A 14,556-nucleotide genomic window follows, 5' to 3' on the forward strand; every position below is an offset into this window, starting at 1 on the left:
TTTCAGGCACAAAGCGGCTTACTACCAAGTGCTGAAATGCCAACCCATCACTCAACTTTTAGCACCAGCCAATCACATTATCAAATGCAGGGTGACAAACTCGTTGTACCACTAGTTTGGAAAGCAGATAATGGCACAATCGTCACCAAGAACTACCATTTTAGCAAGGGAAGTTACGTGGTTAATACCGATTATCAAGTAACCAACAATACCAATAATGCGGTTGATGTTACTAGCTACACCCAGCTAGTTCGCAATGAAATTGATCAATCAAATATGATGATGCCAACTTACACAGGTGGCGCAAAATATGACGATCAAGACGTCTATGAAAAAATTGAATTTGATGAGTTCAATGACCAACCGAAAACCACTTCAAAAGGTGGCTGGATGGCCATGATTCAGCATTACTTTTTTGTCGCCATGATTCCAGAGGCGCAAAATACCCATAGTTACTCAGCCAAGAATAACAACGGCAAACATTTACTCACAATTGTTAATCCGGCCCAAAATATTGCCCCGGGTGCAACAGCGACACTAGCTAACAACGCACTTTATATCGGCCCTAAAGAACAAGAAATTATTGATAACCTGGCGCCTGGTCTAGACAAAACAGTTGACTACGGCGTACTATTTATTATTGCCAAGCCTTTGTCTGAAGTTATGCATTGGATCTATTCATTTGTACAATCTTGGGGTTACGCCATTATCATCTTAACGATTTTAATTAAGCTTGCTTTTTACAAATTAAGTGAAAAATCTTACCGCTCAATGGCAGGCATGCGCAAACTATCTCCAAGACTCGCCAAACTAAAAGAAACCTACGGCGATGACAAACAAAAAATGGGTCAAAAGACCATGGAACTTTACAAAAAAGAAAAAATCAATCCAGCAGCAGGTTGTTTGCCGATTCTAGTGCAGATTCCAGTCTTTATTTCACTATACTGGGTGTTGTTAGAAATGGTGGAGTTACGCCAAACACCTTTCTGGTACTTGCTTGATTTAGCAGCACCAGATCCATTCTATATCTTGCCATTAATTATGGGCGCCTCTATGTTTGTTCAACAAAAACTCAACCCGCCGCCACCTGATCCGATGCAAGCTAAAATTATGATGTCTCTTCCTTTTGTGTTTACCATTTTCTTCTTATGGTTCCCATCAGGTCTTGTACTTTACTGGGTGGTTAACAACATATTGTCGATCGCACAACAGTGGTTCATCAATAAACGTATTAATGGCTAACATCATCACTTCGCCAGATGCTTATCAATTCTGGCGAGATGACAAACTGGCTAATATTGCAAGTAGCCTTGATGCTTGTTTGGTTGAAGTTGATGATCTCAACTGTCTAACCGATGCTGAGAAAAATCAAATTTTGCGTTTATGTGGTGCGAATAATTTCGCTCTATTTCAAACCTCCATACCTAGCAATATTGAGGCTAGCCTAGTTCGCTTTAATCAACAGTTTGGTCTGCAAGAATTTGACCAGCACTTGTATGTCAAAGATCAGGGCTTGGCACACATTACCCGAACTGAACAAAGAGATCAGGCTGAGTTTATCCCTTACACTGATCGCGCAATTGGCTGGCATACTGATGGCTATTACAATCCTATTGACAATCGAATTCGGGCTTTTTCACTATTCTGCGCAAACCCGGCATTGAGCGGTGGTGAAAATCAATGGATCGACCATCAGATCGTCTACTTACGCTTACGAGAGCAAAATCATGATGTGATTAAAGCGCTGTGTCACCCGCAGGCTATGAGCATTCCTCAGCATGTGGTTGATGGTGTGGTCAGACGCCCAACATCAACCGGACCCATCTTTTTTATTGATGAGTTTAGTCAGCAGTTATCAATGCGCTACACACAACGCAAAAAAAATATTGAATTTTACAATTCAGCTGAAATTGTCGAGGCGGTTAACTTATTAGATGAGTTCCTTGCGAAACAAACACAGCATCACTTTACTCATACCATGCAAGCAGGGCAAGGGTTAATTTGCAACAATATTCTACACACTCGCCGATCATTTACAGATGACAGCAATCATCCACGACTAATGCTTAGAGGGCGCTATTTTAATCAGATACAGACAGCGTTATAATAATCACTATGATTACTAACCATCAATTGGATATCGCCACCCAAGTTCCTTCTGAAAACTTCAATCAGAGACCAGCAGAGAGCGAAATATCGCTCGTTGTTATTCACAACATATCATTACCGCCCAGGAAGTTTAACACACCTTATATTGAAGATTTTTTTACCAATAAGCTCGATATAAATAAGCACGAGTATTTCAACACACTAGTTGGTGTTAAAGTGTCTGCACATTTGCTCATTAAACGCACTGGTGAGATTGTACAATTTGTAAACTTTGATCAGCGCGCATGGCACGCGGGTGAGTCTTGCTTTAACCAAGTTGAGAATTGCAACAACTATTCAATTGGCATTGAACTAGAAGGTACTGACACGCAAGACTATGAAACATCGCAATATCAGGCACTAAATCAAGTATTATCAATTCTAAAGGCTAATTATCCCATTACCAATATTGTGGGACATAGTGACATTGCACCTGGCAGAAAAACAGACCCTGGCGCATCATTTAACTGGAGTAAATTAACATGAAATTATTAAATATAGCCTATCTTAAGGCTCAAAAAATTAAGTTAATTATTTTTGATGTTGATGGCGTCCTGACTGATGGTGGCCTGTATTTTTCTGATGAAGGAATCGAGCTTAAACGCTTTAATTCTCTTGATGGTCTGGGCATCAAACTGCTCAAGCAATCTGGTGTCGAGCCTGCAGTAATTAGCGCTAGAAACACGCCAAATGTTGCTCATCGAATGGGTAATTTAGGTATTGAGCACTTTTATCAAGGACAGAGCAATAAGCAAATCGCCTATCAAGAACTGCTCGATCAATTGTCCCTCTCTCCTGAGCAAGTGGCCTATGTGGGTGATGATGTGATTGATTTGCCAGTGATGCGCAACGTTGGCCTGCCTATAGCTGTTGCTAATGCACATGATCTGGTTAAAGACAATGCTTGTATCGTAACAGAAAAACTAGGTGGTCATGGCGCCGTTAGAGAGATGTGTGATTTCATCTTAAAGGCTCAGGATAATTACGATTCTGCCATGAGCGCTTATTTGGCTTGACTAGATTTCAACAACTTTGCTACGATACGCTGGTTGAAAAAGTACCGGCTGGATCAGTTATCAGTTATGCTGGACTTGCCAGATTGATTAACCATCCAAACGCCTATCGGGCCGTTGGCAGTGCCATGAATAAAAATACAAACGCACCTAAAGTGCCCTGCCACCGAGTGGTTAAATCAAATGGAGAGTTGGGTGACTATGCGTTTGGTTTGGCACTAAAACAAAAACGCCTTCAAAAAGAAGGCGTTCAAGTAATAAACAATAAGATTGTTGATTTTAATAAAATCTGTCTTTAAAGTTTTTTACCACGCATTTTAGAAATCATCTGCAACTGTGCCATTGACTCAGCAAGTGCTGCCTGTGTTGATGAAATATCCTGATCTGTATCAGCATTAGCCATAGCCTCTTCAGCCCTTTGTTTTGCTTCTAAAGCTTTAGACTTATCAAGATCATGGGCACGAATCGCAGTATCAGAAAAGATGGTGACAACTGATGGCTGCACTTCAACAATTCCACCAGATACATAGATTGACTCCATGCCTTGTTCAGTTTCAACACGCACTTCACCAGGTCGTAGCGTTGATAATAAAGGTAAATGCTGAGGGTAAATACCCAGCTCACCATTACTACCAGGCGCAAATACACACTTCACTTCACCGGAGTAAAGTGATTCTGTAGCACTAACGATATCAACCTGAATCATTGACATTTACGCTTTCTCCGCAGCTCTTTCACGAACTTCTTCAATAGAACCCGTCATGTAGAATGCTTGCTCTGGAATATCATCAAGCTCACCATTAAGGATAGCTTGGAAACCAGATAGCGTATCTTTAAGCGAAACATACTTACCAGGTGACCCTGTAAATACTTCAGCAACAAAGAATGGCTGAGACAAGAAACGCTGAACTTTACGTGCACGAGATACAGCTTGCTTATCTTCTTCAGATAATTCATCCATACCCAAAATAGCGATAATGTCTTTAAGCTCTTTATAACGCTGCAATACACCCTGTACGTTACGCGCTGTATCATAATGCTCTTGACCAACGATTAACGGATCAAGCTGACGAGAAGTTGAGTCTAATGGATCTACCGCAGGGTAAATACCTAACTCAGCTACTTGACGTGACAATACAACTGTTGCGTCTAAGTGAGCAAAGGTTGTTGCAGGAGATGGGTCAGTTAAATCGTCCGCCGGTACGTATACCGCCTGAATTGAAGTAATTGAGCCTGTCTTCGTTGAAGTAATACGCTCTTGTAATGCACCCATTTCAGATGCTAGCGTTGGCTGGTAACCTACCGCTGAAGGCATACGACCTAATAGTGCCGATACTTCTGTACCCGCAAGTGTGTAACGATAGATGTTATCAATAAATAACAATACGTCACGTCCTTCATCACGGAAAGCTTCGGCCATTGTTAAGCCAGTTAATGCAACACGTAGTCTATTTCCAGGAGGCTCATTCATTTGGCCGTAAACTAGCGATACTTTATCTAATACGTTTGACTCTTTCATTTCGTGATAGAAGTCGTTACCCTCACGAGTACGCTCACCAACACCGGCAAATACAGAGTAACCTGAATGCTCAATCGCAATGTTACGAATAAGCTCCATCATGTTTACTGTTTTACCAACACCGGCACCACCAAATAAACCAACTTTACCACCCTTAGCGAACGGACAAACCAAATCAATTACCTTAATACCTGTTTCTAATAGTTCAGCAGCAGGAGCAAGCTCATCATAAGCAGGAGCAGCACGGTGAATGGCACTTCTTGACTCTTCGCCAATTTCACCCGCGTTGTCAATTGGATCACCTAGAACATTCATGATGCGGCCTAACGTCTTAGTTCCAACCGGAACCTGAATAGGTGCACCTGTATTTGTTACTTCAATACCGCGCTTAAGTCCTTCAGAGCCACCCATTGCAATTGCACGAACTGTATTGTCGCCCAATTGCTGTTGCACTTCTAAGGTAAGACCTGTTTCAGTAACAGTTAAGGCATCATAAATGTTTGGAATGCCGTCTGAAGGAAACTCGACATCAATAACCGCTCCAATAATTTGTGTAATTTTTCCGCTGCTCATTTTGCTTTTCCTTTTTATAAATCTCTATATTTAATTTTTATACTGCTGCCGCACCACTCACGATTTCTGAAATCTCTTGAGTAATTGCCGCTTGTCTTGCTTTGTTGTAAACCAATTCAAGTTCATCAACCATATCACCTGCATTATCCGTTGCACTCTTCATTGCAATCATTCTTGAGGATTGCTCACAAGCAATGTTTTCAACCAGTCCTTGGTAAACAATGGCTTCGATGTATCTAACCAATAGGGCGCTTAATGCCTCTTCTGCATCGGGCTCATAAATATAATCCCAACGATGGTCCATGCCTTCGGCGTCTGATGCAACCATTGGTATCAATTGTGCCGTTGTTGGCACCTGAGTCATGGTGTTTTCAAACTTATTGTAAGCTACGGATAATTGCTGAATTTCACCATTATCATAAGCGTCTAACATCACCTTAACCGTACCTAACAAATCGTCAAAATGTGGCGCATCACCCAAATCAGTTAAAACTGATTTAATGCCTAAGCCAGAATTCTTGAAGAATGAGGTTGATTTTTTACCAATGGTACAAATATCAACCTCGATACCTTTGGCCTGATAATCAGCCACATCTTTTAACAAACTTCTAAATAGATTGGTATTTAGACCGCCACACAAGCCTCTGTCACTGGAGATGATAATAATACCAACTCGCTTAACCTCACCCACCTCTTTCATATAAGGGTGTTCAAACTCAGGGTGGGCATTAGCCAAATGACCAATTACCTTAGTAATTTTTTCAGAATATGGGCGTGAAGCCTCCATTCTGTCTTGGGCTTTTTTCATCTTAGAAGCAGCAACCATTTCCATGGCTGACGTGATCTTTTGAGTATTTTTAATACTCGCGATTTGTGTTCTAATTTCCTTGCCTGCTGCCATTCTCGGTGCCCTATTTAGTTTCTGGTTCCACTAATCTCTATCAACTTACCAAGTATGGTTAGCTTTAAAGTCATCAATTGCTGCTTGCAGTTGGCCTGCAACATCATCGTTGTAATCGCCCGATGTGTTAATACTGTCCATTAAATCTGCTTGATTTGACTTCATGTAGTTCAACAACGCTTCTTCAAAGTCTACAACCTTATTTGCTTCAATATCATCTAGTGAGCCTGAGTTAGCAGCAAACAATGAAGTTGCCAATTCTGCTACTGATAGTGGCGCATACTGCTTTTGCTTCATTAGCTCTGTCACGCGCTGACCACGATCAATTTGCGCCTTAGTTTCAGCATCAAGATCCGATGCAAATTGTGCAAAGGCTTGTAATTCACGATATTGCGCCAAGTCTAGACGAATACCGCCACCTAGCTTCTTAATAATATTTGTTTGTGCAGCACCACCTACTCGAGATACTGACAAGCCTGCATTAATCGCAGGTCGTACACCCGCATTAAACAAGTCAGTTTCTAAGAAGATCTGACCGTCTGTAATTGAAATAACGTTAGTTGGTACAAACGCCGACACGTCACCACCTTGAGTTTCAATAATTGGCAAGGCTGTTAATGAACCTGTCTGACCCTTAACTTCGCCGTTTGTCATCATTTCAACGTACTCGGCATTCACACGCGATGCACGCTCTAATAAACGAGAGTGTAAGTAGAATACATCACCTGGGTAAGCTTCACGTCCTGGTGGACGCTTCAATAATAGTGATACTTCACGGTAAGCCCAAGCTTGCTTTGTTAAATCATCATATACAATTAACGCATCTTCGCCGCGATCACGGAAGTACTCAGCCATTGAACAACCAGCATATGGTGCAATGTATTGAAGTGCTGGAGATGACGCCGCACCCGCATTAACAATAATCGTATTTTCTAATGCGCCGTGCTCTTCAAGCTTACGAACAACTGCTGCCACTGATGAGTCCTTTTGACCGATAGCAACATAAACACAACGAATACCTGTGTCTTTTTGGTTGATAATCGCATCAATCGCTACAGCGGTTTTACCTGTTTGACGATCACCAATGATCAGCTCACGTTGACCACGACCAACGGGTACCATTGCATCAATCGCTTTAACACCTGTTTGAATTGGCTGATCAACTGATTTACGCTCAATAACACCTGGAGCCATTACTTCTAGTGGCAACGAATCAGTTGTATCGATTGCGCCTTTGCCATCAATTGGCTGACCTAGTGGATTAACAACACGACCAAGCATTGCTTCACCAACTGGCACTTCTACTAGTTTGTTAGTACACTTAACAGTATCACCTTCAGAAAGGTGAAGGTAATCACCTAATACAACCGCACCAACTGAATCTTGCTCCAAGTTAAGCGCCATACCAAATGTGTTATTTGGAAATTCAAGCATTTCACCAAATTGTGCATCAGCTAGACCATGGATTCGAACGATACCATCACTAACACTAACCACGGTACCTTCTGTACGTGCTTCTGCAGCGAAGTCAAAGCCTTCTATTTGTTTTTTAATTAAATCACTAATTTCACTGGCGTTTAATTGCATAAATCTTCCTTTTATATAAATTTATAATTAATGTGTTGCTAGACGTAAGCTTAACTCATCAGTACGAGCTTTGATTGATAAATCAATCACTTTGTCCCCTAGTTTAATAATCAGACCGCCAACAAGCGACTCATCAATAGTTGTTTCAATGCTGACTGAAGCGTTATATTTAGCGCTTAAATCTGCAACAATGTTTTTTTCTTCAGCGGCAGTGAGTTTGTACGCACTAATCACCTGAAATGCTTTTGCATCATCAAACGCATTAGCTTGATCTTCAAACAAAGCAAAAATACTTGGCAATGCTTGCGTACGGCCATTATCTAACACTAATGACAAGAATTCATTTTCCTTGTTATTAAGTTTGCGATCAATCACACTAGCAACCAACTGTTGAATCGTTGCGCTTTTTTCTTGCTTAGAGGCGCTTGGTGATTCAATATATGCCTGCATTTGAGCATCCGCTATCACCGAGGTGGCCGCTTCTAATACAACCTTCCAATCTTGATGAGATTTGTCTTGCTGTGCAATTTCAAAAATTGCATTAGCATAAGGTTTGGCGATGGTTACTAGTTCCATAATCTGAAGTTAGAGTGTTTGAGACAATTTGGTTAACATGGCCTTGTGAGCCTTGCCGTCTACTTCTTTCGACAATACAGCGCTAACGCCTTGCATGACTAAATCAGAAACTTGCTCTTGCAATTCATTACGCACACGAACTTTATCTTGCTCTAGTTCAGCAGCTGCAGCAAACTTAACTTTTTCTGCCGCCTGAATTGCATCATCCTTAGCCTCTTCAACCATTGACGATGCCTGTTTAGAAGCGTTGGCGATAATTTCTGCCGCCTGATCTTTAGATTGGCTAATTAACTCTTGCGCTCTTTGCTCAGCTTCTGCTTGTTCAGATAACCCGCGTTCCGCTGCTAACAAACCACCTTCGATGCGCTTTTGGCGCTCTTCCATGGCCGCAATTAGCGGTGGCCAAACATACTGCTTGACCATATAGATAAAAATGAAAAATGCAATTGATTGTCCAATTAATGTAGCATTTATATTCATGAGGACTTACCTTCTACTTAAGAATTAAAAAACGTTAAAAACTTATGCTACAGCGAATAGTACGTATAGACCTAGACCAACAGCAATCATTGGTACCGCATCTACAAGACCCATGAAAATAAAGAACTGAGTTCTTAACATTGGAATTAACTCTGGCTGACGTGCTGCACCTTCTAGTACTTTAGCACCCAATAGACCAATACCAATCGCTGCACCTAATGCACCCATACCCATCATGATGCTTCCTGCAACATACAAAATTGCGCTTTCCATTACCATATTATTTCTCCTGTGAAATTATATAAAAAAAATTAAAAATTAATGCTCTTTGTCATGAGCCATGTCCATGTACACAATCGTTAGTGTCATGAAAATAAAGGCTTGTAAAGTAATAATTAAGATGTGGAACAATGCCCAACCAATCTGTAATAAACCACCAAACACACCAAACCCAATGCCTACGCTATACATAATAGCAATAAGAATAAAGATGATTTCACCCGCATACATGTTACCAAACAAACGCAGTGCTAATGAAATCGGCTTAGAAATTAATGCCACACCTTCAAGCAATAAGTTTGCCGGCAACAACCACTTGCCAAATGGGTGGAATAACAATTCTGATAAGAATCCGCCCAAGCCTTTATGCTTGATGCTGTAATATAAAATCAGTACAAAAATAGATAACGCCATACCAAAGGTAATATTTGGATCCGTTGATGGCACCACTTTAAAGAAGGCAGCGTGTGGATCGCCGCCCATAGCGCCAACAGTAACAGCTGCTAATTGTGGCAACCAATCAACAGCAATCAGATCCATAAAGTTCATCAAGAAGATCCAGGCAAAAATAGTCAACGCCATTGGCGCTACTAATTTGTTCTTGTGTTTGAAAGAATCGCGAACACTGAAATCAATGAACTCAATCATCATTTCAATAAAGTTTTGGAAACCTGATGGTACGCCGGTTGCTGGTTTTTTTACAGCAGAACGAAATACAAAATAAAACACCAGACCGGTCACTAACGACCAAAACATTGAGTCAACATTAACTGACCAAAAGCCCATTGCTTGTGCTTCTGCTGCTGTATGAGCAAATTGCCACTGACCATCAACTTGACCATAGGTCAGGTTCTGTAAATGGTGCTTAATATATTCTGAAGATGTTATTGTTTCAACTGACATTGTTTGTAAAAAGCAAAACCCAAATTAATAATAAAAAAACTCAATATAACACTCAATGGATCAAAACGTTGCATGGCTAAAACCAACACAATACCAATTAGCAAAAGCCTTTCTATTAATGAAATCCTTGCCAAGTTAACCACTTGCTTCGGTTCCACAATATTCTTATGCTCAAGCTGTTGCATTCGCCAATAAAGCAGGCCTTGATTTAATACTGCAATCAAAATGCCGACAACGTATTCCATAGAGCGCATATTATATACTAGCAAATATCGTTTTTCTAGTGAAAATAACTGACTATTTTTCTTTTTTTTCACGGGCCTTGTTTTTAGTTGACAAACCGCACTTGACAAAATGATTGAGACTCTCAATAATGGTTCTGTTTTGAACTAAAAACTATTGAGGAGAATTGCCATGGCACACGTTGTTGTGATAGGCGCAAGTACGGGCGGCCTGCCTTTTGCTTACGATATTAAAAAAACTTTAGGTAAGAGTCATAAAGTTACCGTTATTTCTAATAATCCAAATTTTAACTTTATTCCATCCAACCCCTGGTTAGCGGTTGGCTGGAGAAGTGAAGATGATATTAGCTTTGAGCTAGCGCCTCGATTAAAGCGCAAAGATATTAATCTTATTGTTGGTGAGGCCACCGAAATTAAACCAGATGACAATCAAGTTATGGTGGGTGACCAAGTAGTTGATTATGACTACCTAGTGCTTGCAACCGGCCCTAAATTAGCCTTTGATGAGGTTGAAGGATTGGGCCCTGATGGTCACAGCGTTTCAATTTGCACAACTGCCCATGCCAAGATTGCTTCAGATGAATGGGAAGCATTTTGTAAAAATGGCGGCGGCCCAATTGTGGTTGGCGCGGTACAAGGCGCCTCTTGTTTTGGTCCTGCTTATGAATTTGCAACAATTATGGATACCGATCTTAAAAAACGCGGTATTCGAGATAAATGTCCAATAACTTTTGTCACGGCCGAACCTTACATTGGTCATTTAGGCTTAGGTGGAGTTGGTGACTCTAAAGGTCTACTTGAGTCAGAATTTAGACAGCGACACATTAAATGGATTACTAACGCCAAAGTCGCATCAGTGACTGCAGATACAGTTACGGTTGAACAAGTTGATGACAATGGCGCAACCATTAAAACCCATGAAGTGGCAACCATGCACACCATGATGTTACCGGCCTTTAAAGGTGTTGATGCCGTTGCAAATTTGGCCAATGTTGATGCTGGTTATGTTAATCCACGCGGCTTTGTTATGGTTAATGATTATCAACAATCGCCTGTTAAAGACAACATTTTTTCATTAGGTGTTAATATTGCCATTCCACCGGTTGAAGCAACACCGGTTATGTGTGGCACACCAAAAACAGGCTACATGATTGAATCTATGGTAACTGCGATTGTTCACAACATCGAAGAGATGATTGCCGGTGAAAAACCAACACATCATCCAACTTGGAATGCAGTGTGTATTGCCGATATGGGTGATACCGGTGCCGCCTTTGTGGCCATGCCACAAATTCCACCTAGAAACGTCACTTGGGCCAAAAAAGGCAAAATGATGCACCTGGCAAAAATTGCCTTTGAGAAGTTCTTCATTAGAAACATGAAAACCGGTAATCCAGAGCCATCTTATCAGAAGTACATCTTTAAAATGCTGGGCATTGAACGATTAAAGAAAAAATAAGGCTAAATTAAAAAACCGCGAAAGCGGTTTTTTATGGGGTTTTTGGAGGTGTCCTTTATTGAGGCTGACTATTAAGAATCATTTCTTTTGCCGTTAATTTTGCTTGTTCGGTAATGGTGGCACCGCCAAGTATCCGTGCCACTTCCTCAATTCGATCGTCCATAGACAACTGAGACACCGTTGTTTGCACACCTTTCTCATGCTGTTTTTTGCGCACCTGTAAATGTTGATGACCGAAGCTGGCTACCTGTGCCAAATGGGTAATACAAATAATCTGATAGTGTTGTGCCAAGTCTTGCAATTTTTTACCCACCACCTCTGCAACTGCGCCACTAATGCCAACATCAACTTCGTCAAAAATTAAGGTAGGTGTATATTCACTATCACTACTGACCACCGATATGGCTAAAGAAATACGAGATAATTCACCACCTGAGGCCACTTTTTTAAGCGCCTTATAATCTTGACCCATATTGGTCTTAACTAAAAACTCAATACGCTCATTGCCATTTAAATGTACGCCGTCTGACTTTTGATTAAGCGCTACGCTAAATTCACTGCCTGGCATGCCTAACACTTGCATAATATCAGTCACCAAATTAGACAATTCCAAGGCCTTATCGGTTCGAGCTTTGGATAAGGCCTGTGCCTTAAGCTGATACTGCTGGGCAATCTCTAACAACTGCTGATTCATCTGTGCCAATGAGCTAGCACCGCCGCCAATCTCCAATAGCTGCCGCTCAATTTGATTGCGCACGCTCAGCAGCTCTTCAATTTGACAATGATGTTTTCTGCCTAGTTCGTATAACTCAGAAATTCGTGCCTCCATGTCTTGTGCACTCTGCTCATTGGTTGATAAATTGCTCAAATACTGCGTTAGCTCATAAATGACTTCTTGTGTTTGCACTTGTGCTGAGTTGATTAACTCAACACTTGGTTGCAATTTTTCATCCATTTCAAGCGCTTCTAACAAGGTGGCACTTAAAGAAAGTAATTGAGCATTAGCGCCTGTCTCTGTTTCAAGTTGCGCCAAGACCATAGAAGCCTTTTCAGTAATAGCTTGCGCATTAGCGCTCACTTTAAATTCTGCCTCAATAGTGTTGAGCTCTTCTTGATCAAGCATCGCCTCATCAAGCTCTTCAAGTTGGTGCGAATACAGCGCCTGCTGCTGTTCAATCAATGCCTGATTGTTGGTTAGTTGCTCAATTTTTTCAGCCAATGATTGATAGTCTTTAACCACCTGATTGAGCGCTCTTTTATCCACTTCTAATTGGGCATATCCATCCAACAACTGCAATTGCTGATCAGGTCTCAATAATAACTGGTGTTCATTTTGGCCATGGATATCAATCAGTAAATCGCCTAATGATCTAACAACTGATAACGGCACACTACTACCATTAACAAAAGCCTTTGAACGGCCATCACTAGTAATCACGCGGCGCAAGATACATTCGCCCTCATCATCTAAAGATTGATCTGTCAGAAATGCTTGAACCACCGACTGTTTATCCACTGAAAAGGCCACACTTACCTCGGCCTTGTCCTTGCCATGGCGCACTAAATTTGAATCAGCTCGAACACCCAATGCCAAACTAAGCGCCTGTAATAGAATAGATTTTCCCGCGCCCGTTTCACCCGTAACCGCACTCATGCCAGACTCAAAAGACAAGTCTAGCTTTTCAACAACGGCTAAATTTTTAACAGATAACTGCGATAACATACGTCAACCAGGCTTATGACAGCTTAGATCCCCACTGCAATTTTGAGCGAATAATCTCAAAATAATCATAGTTTTTTGGATGTAACAAGTGAATAAAACTGCCGTGCTGTCGCAAGCGAATTTCTTGACCTGGTGAGACTGGGAATGTGTTCTGCCCATCAATATGCACACTAACCCCTTCACTGGCCTCATTAATACGCACCACAACTTCACTATCGCCCGGAATTAATAAGGGACGGTGACTCATGGTGTGCGGGCAAATAGACACCAAGCCAATCGCATTAACGCCCGGGTGCATAATTGGGCCGCCGCTAGATAGTGCATACGCTGTGGATCCAGTAGGTGTAGTAACAATTAAGCCATCAGCGCGCTGATTGTTAACAAATTTACCGTCAATATAAACATCAAATTCGATCATCTTTAAAGCATCTTGACGATTAATAACCGCGTCATTAAGCGCCACACTTTGATGGACAACTTCACCATCTTGCTCAATAGAACAATCCAGCAAACAGCGCTCTTCTTTAGTGAACTCTCCTGCCAATACTTCGGAGACGATATCGAACATTTTATCAACTGATACATCAGCTAAAAAACCAAGGCGTCCTAAATTAATACCCAATATTGGAATGTTGTCATCAACAAATGTGCGCGCAGTATTTAAAATGGAACCGTCACCGCCCACTACAACAATCAAATCAGCCTGATCTTCAATAATGGCAATGCCTTTAACAACTACAATGCCTTGCTTTTCTAAAAAAACACGCAACTCCTCTGCTGTGCCCTCACTCACAGAATCAAATGGTTTGCTAATGATGCCAATTGTATTAAACATTTTCTTAATCACTCAAGGTTGAATTCTTTAAAATAGCCACTATATAACCAGCTAATAATTAGCTATAAATATACATTAATTGGACATCAAGATGACAAAAAAGCAAGCGCAAGAAGAAACTGTTGAAAAAATTGAAGATGAGCAGGTTGAATCTGCCGAACAAGAGACATCTGAAGATGATCTACAAACTCAACTAGAAGCGGCCCAACAATCTGCTAAAGACAACTGGGATAAAGTTGTCCGAGCTCAAGCTGAAATGGAAAATCTTAAACGCCGTAACGCCAAAGATTTGGAAAACGCCCACAAATTTGCCTTGGA

At 41.1% G+C, this 14,556-nt stretch carries 18 protein-coding genes; 7 read left to right on the forward strand and 11 right to left on the reverse strand.

All coding sequences use genetic code 11. The features are described from left to right. From yidC to PSN35_RS02720, 5 genes are all read left to right on the forward strand, one after another. The coding region (gene yidC / locus PSN35_RS02700) for a membrane protein insertase YidC (protein WP_300029067.1) at positions 1 to 1,242 on the forward strand (1,242 nt) is incomplete at its 5' end. Continuing rightward, positions 1,235 to 2,107 carry a TauD/TfdA family dioxygenase gene (locus PSN35_RS02705; protein ID WP_300029070.1) on the forward strand — a complete coding sequence of 291 codons (873 nt, stop codon included), beginning with the start codon at positions 1,235 to 1,237 and terminating at the stop codon, positions 2,105 to 2,107. The genes yidC and PSN35_RS02705, both read left to right, overlap by 8 nt. 8 nt (positions 2,108 to 2,115) lie before the next feature. Next, complete coding sequence (gene ampD, locus PSN35_RS02710) at positions 2,116 to 2,634, forward strand: 1,6-anhydro-N-acetylmuramyl-L-alanine amidase AmpD (protein WP_300029073.1); 519 nt, start codon at positions 2,116 to 2,118, stop codon at positions 2,632 to 2,634. After that, positions 2,631 to 3,164, forward strand: coding sequence for a 3-deoxy-manno-octulosonate-8-phosphatase KdsC (gene kdsC, locus PSN35_RS02715; RefSeq protein ID WP_300029076.1), 534 nt, complete (start codon positions 2,631 to 2,633; stop codon positions 3,162 to 3,164). Before ampD ends, kdsC begins: the two co-directional genes overlap by 4 nt. After that, positions 3,161 to 3,460 (forward strand): MGMT family protein, encoded by a 300-nt coding sequence (locus PSN35_RS02720; RefSeq protein ID WP_300029079.1) that lies wholly within the window; start codon positions 3,161 to 3,163, stop codon positions 3,458 to 3,460. Before kdsC ends, PSN35_RS02720 begins: the two co-directional genes overlap by 4 nt. Here PSN35_RS02720 and PSN35_RS02725 read toward each other — a convergent pair. The 9 genes from PSN35_RS02725 to PSN35_RS02765 are packed head-to-tail and all read right to left on the reverse strand — an operon-like array spanning position 3,457 to position 10,296. Continuing rightward, positions 3,457 to 3,873 carry a F0F1 ATP synthase subunit epsilon gene (locus tag PSN35_RS02725; RefSeq protein WP_300029082.1) on the reverse strand — a complete coding sequence of 139 codons (417 nt, stop codon included), beginning with the start codon at positions 3,871 to 3,873 and terminating at the stop codon, positions 3,457 to 3,459. The genes PSN35_RS02720 and PSN35_RS02725 overlap by 4 nt on opposite strands. Beyond that, positions 3,874 to 5,253 (reverse strand): F0F1 ATP synthase subunit beta, encoded by a 1,380-nt coding sequence (atpD, locus tag PSN35_RS02730; protein WP_300029085.1) that lies wholly within the window; start codon positions 5,251 to 5,253, stop codon positions 3,874 to 3,876. It abuts the gene before it with no gap. A gap of 37 nt (positions 5,254 to 5,290) precedes the next feature. Next, complete coding sequence (gene atpG / locus PSN35_RS02735; RefSeq protein WP_300029088.1) at positions 5,291 to 6,154, reverse strand: F0F1 ATP synthase subunit gamma; 864 nt, start codon at positions 6,152 to 6,154, stop codon at positions 5,291 to 5,293. Between the two features lie 45 nt (positions 6,155 to 6,199). Continuing rightward, entirely contained in the window at positions 6,200 to 7,741 is a 1,542-nt protein-coding gene (gene atpA / locus PSN35_RS02740; RefSeq protein WP_300029091.1) for a F0F1 ATP synthase subunit alpha, read from the reverse strand. Between the two features lie 27 nt (positions 7,742 to 7,768). Further along, positions 7,769 to 8,317, reverse strand: coding sequence for a F0F1 ATP synthase subunit delta (locus tag PSN35_RS02745; RefSeq protein ID WP_300029093.1), 549 nt, complete (start codon positions 8,315 to 8,317; stop codon positions 7,769 to 7,771). 9 nt (positions 8,318 to 8,326) lie between these two features. Beyond that, a complete protein-coding gene (locus PSN35_RS02750; protein ID WP_300029096.1) occupies positions 8,327 to 8,797 on the reverse strand; it encodes a F0F1 ATP synthase subunit B in 471 nt (156 codons plus the stop codon). 42 nt (positions 8,798 to 8,839) lie between these two features. Then, entirely contained in the window at positions 8,840 to 9,076 is a 237-nt protein-coding gene (gene atpE / locus PSN35_RS02755) for a F0F1 ATP synthase subunit C (protein ID WP_199401940.1), read from the reverse strand. Positions 9,077 to 9,115: 39 nt separating this feature from the next. After that, the gene (atpB, locus tag PSN35_RS02760; protein ID WP_300029102.1) at positions 9,116 to 9,979 is read right to left on the reverse strand and encodes a F0F1 ATP synthase subunit A; all 864 of its coding nucleotides are present in this window, start codon (positions 9,977 to 9,979) and stop codon (positions 9,116 to 9,118) included. Then, positions 9,961 to 10,296 carry a hypothetical protein gene (locus tag PSN35_RS02765; RefSeq protein ID WP_300029105.1) on the reverse strand — a complete coding sequence of 112 codons (336 nt, stop codon included), beginning with the start codon at positions 10,294 to 10,296 and terminating at the stop codon, positions 9,961 to 9,963. The genes atpB and PSN35_RS02765 overlap by 19 nt, the downstream gene beginning before the upstream one ends. Positions 10,297 to 10,393: 97 nt before the next feature. Here PSN35_RS02765 and PSN35_RS02770 point away from each other — a divergent pair, with 97 nt between their 5' ends. Next, entirely contained in the window at positions 10,394 to 11,680 is a 1,287-nt protein-coding gene (locus PSN35_RS02770; RefSeq protein ID WP_300029108.1) for an FAD-dependent oxidoreductase, read from the forward strand. A 55-nt stretch (positions 11,681 to 11,735) separates the two neighbouring features. Here PSN35_RS02770 and recN read toward each other — a convergent pair whose 3' ends face one another. After that, positions 11,736 to 13,403, reverse strand: a complete 1,668-nt coding sequence (gene recN / locus PSN35_RS02775; RefSeq protein WP_300029111.1) for a DNA repair protein RecN — start codon at positions 13,401 to 13,403, stop codon at positions 11,736 to 11,738. A 13-nt stretch (positions 13,404 to 13,416) separates the two neighbouring features. After that, positions 13,417 to 14,238, reverse strand: a complete 822-nt coding sequence (locus tag PSN35_RS02780; RefSeq protein WP_300029115.1) for an NAD(+)/NADH kinase — start codon at positions 14,236 to 14,238, stop codon at positions 13,417 to 13,419. 91 nt (positions 14,239 to 14,329) lie between these two features. Between PSN35_RS02780 and grpE the strand changes: the two genes are divergently transcribed. Continuing rightward, positions 14,330 to 14,556: nucleotide exchange factor GrpE (grpE, locus tag PSN35_RS02785; protein WP_300029118.1), on the forward strand; the 227-nt coding region annotated here is incomplete at its 3' end.

Origin of the sequence: Candidatus Thioglobus sp. (genome assembly GCF_028599055.1) — a bacterium.
Classification (GTDB): domain Bacteria; phylum Pseudomonadota; class Gammaproteobacteria; order PS1; family Pseudothioglobaceae; genus Thioglobus_A.

Bases quoted from the DNA above. Each gene is read 5' to 3' on its own strand.
- PSN35_RS02705 (WP_300029070.1), top strand. From the start codon at position 1,235: ATGGCTAACATCATCACTTCGCCAGATGCTTATCAATTCTGGCGAGAT.
- ampD (WP_300029073.1), top strand. From the start codon at position 2,116: ATGATTACTAACCATCAATTGGATATCGCCACCCAAGTTCCTTCTGAA.
- atpB (WP_300029102.1), bottom strand. From the start codon at position 9,979: ATGTCAGTTGAAACAATAACATCTTCAGAATATATTAAGCACCATTTA.
- PSN35_RS02745 (WP_300029093.1), bottom strand. From the start codon at position 8,317: ATGGAACTAGTAACCATCGCCAAACCTTATGCTAATGCAATTTTTGAA.
- PSN35_RS02750 (WP_300029096.1), bottom strand. From the start codon at position 8,797: ATGAATATAAATGCTACATTAATTGGACAATCAATTGCATTTTTCATT.
- PSN35_RS02780 (WP_300029115.1), bottom strand. From the start codon at position 14,238: ATGTTTAATACAATTGGCATCATTAGCAAACCATTTGATTCTGTGAGT.
- kdsC (WP_300029076.1), top strand. From the start codon at position 2,631: ATGAAATTATTAAATATAGCCTATCTTAAGGCTCAAAAAATTAAGTTA.
- PSN35_RS02770 (WP_300029108.1), top strand. From the start codon at position 10,394: ATGGCACACGTTGTTGTGATAGGCGCAAGTACGGGCGGCCTGCCTTTT.
- atpD (WP_300029085.1), bottom strand. From the start codon at position 5,253: ATGAGCAGCGGAAAAATTACACAAATTATTGGAGCGGTTATTGATGTC.
- PSN35_RS02725 (WP_300029082.1), bottom strand. From the start codon at position 3,873: ATGTCAATGATTCAGGTTGATATCGTTAGTGCTACAGAATCACTTTAC.
- recN (WP_300029111.1), bottom strand. From the start codon at position 13,403: ATGTTATCGCAGTTATCTGTTAAAAATTTAGCCGTTGTTGAAAAGCTA.
- atpG (WP_300029088.1), bottom strand. From the start codon at position 6,154: ATGGCAGCAGGCAAGGAAATTAGAACACAAATCGCGAGTATTAAAAAT.
- atpA (WP_300029091.1), bottom strand. From the start codon at position 7,741: ATGCAATTAAACGCCAGTGAAATTAGTGATTTAATTAAAAAACAAATA.
- atpE (WP_199401940.1), bottom strand. From the start codon at position 9,076: ATGGTAATGGAAAGCGCAATTTTGTATGTTGCAGGAAGCATCATGATG.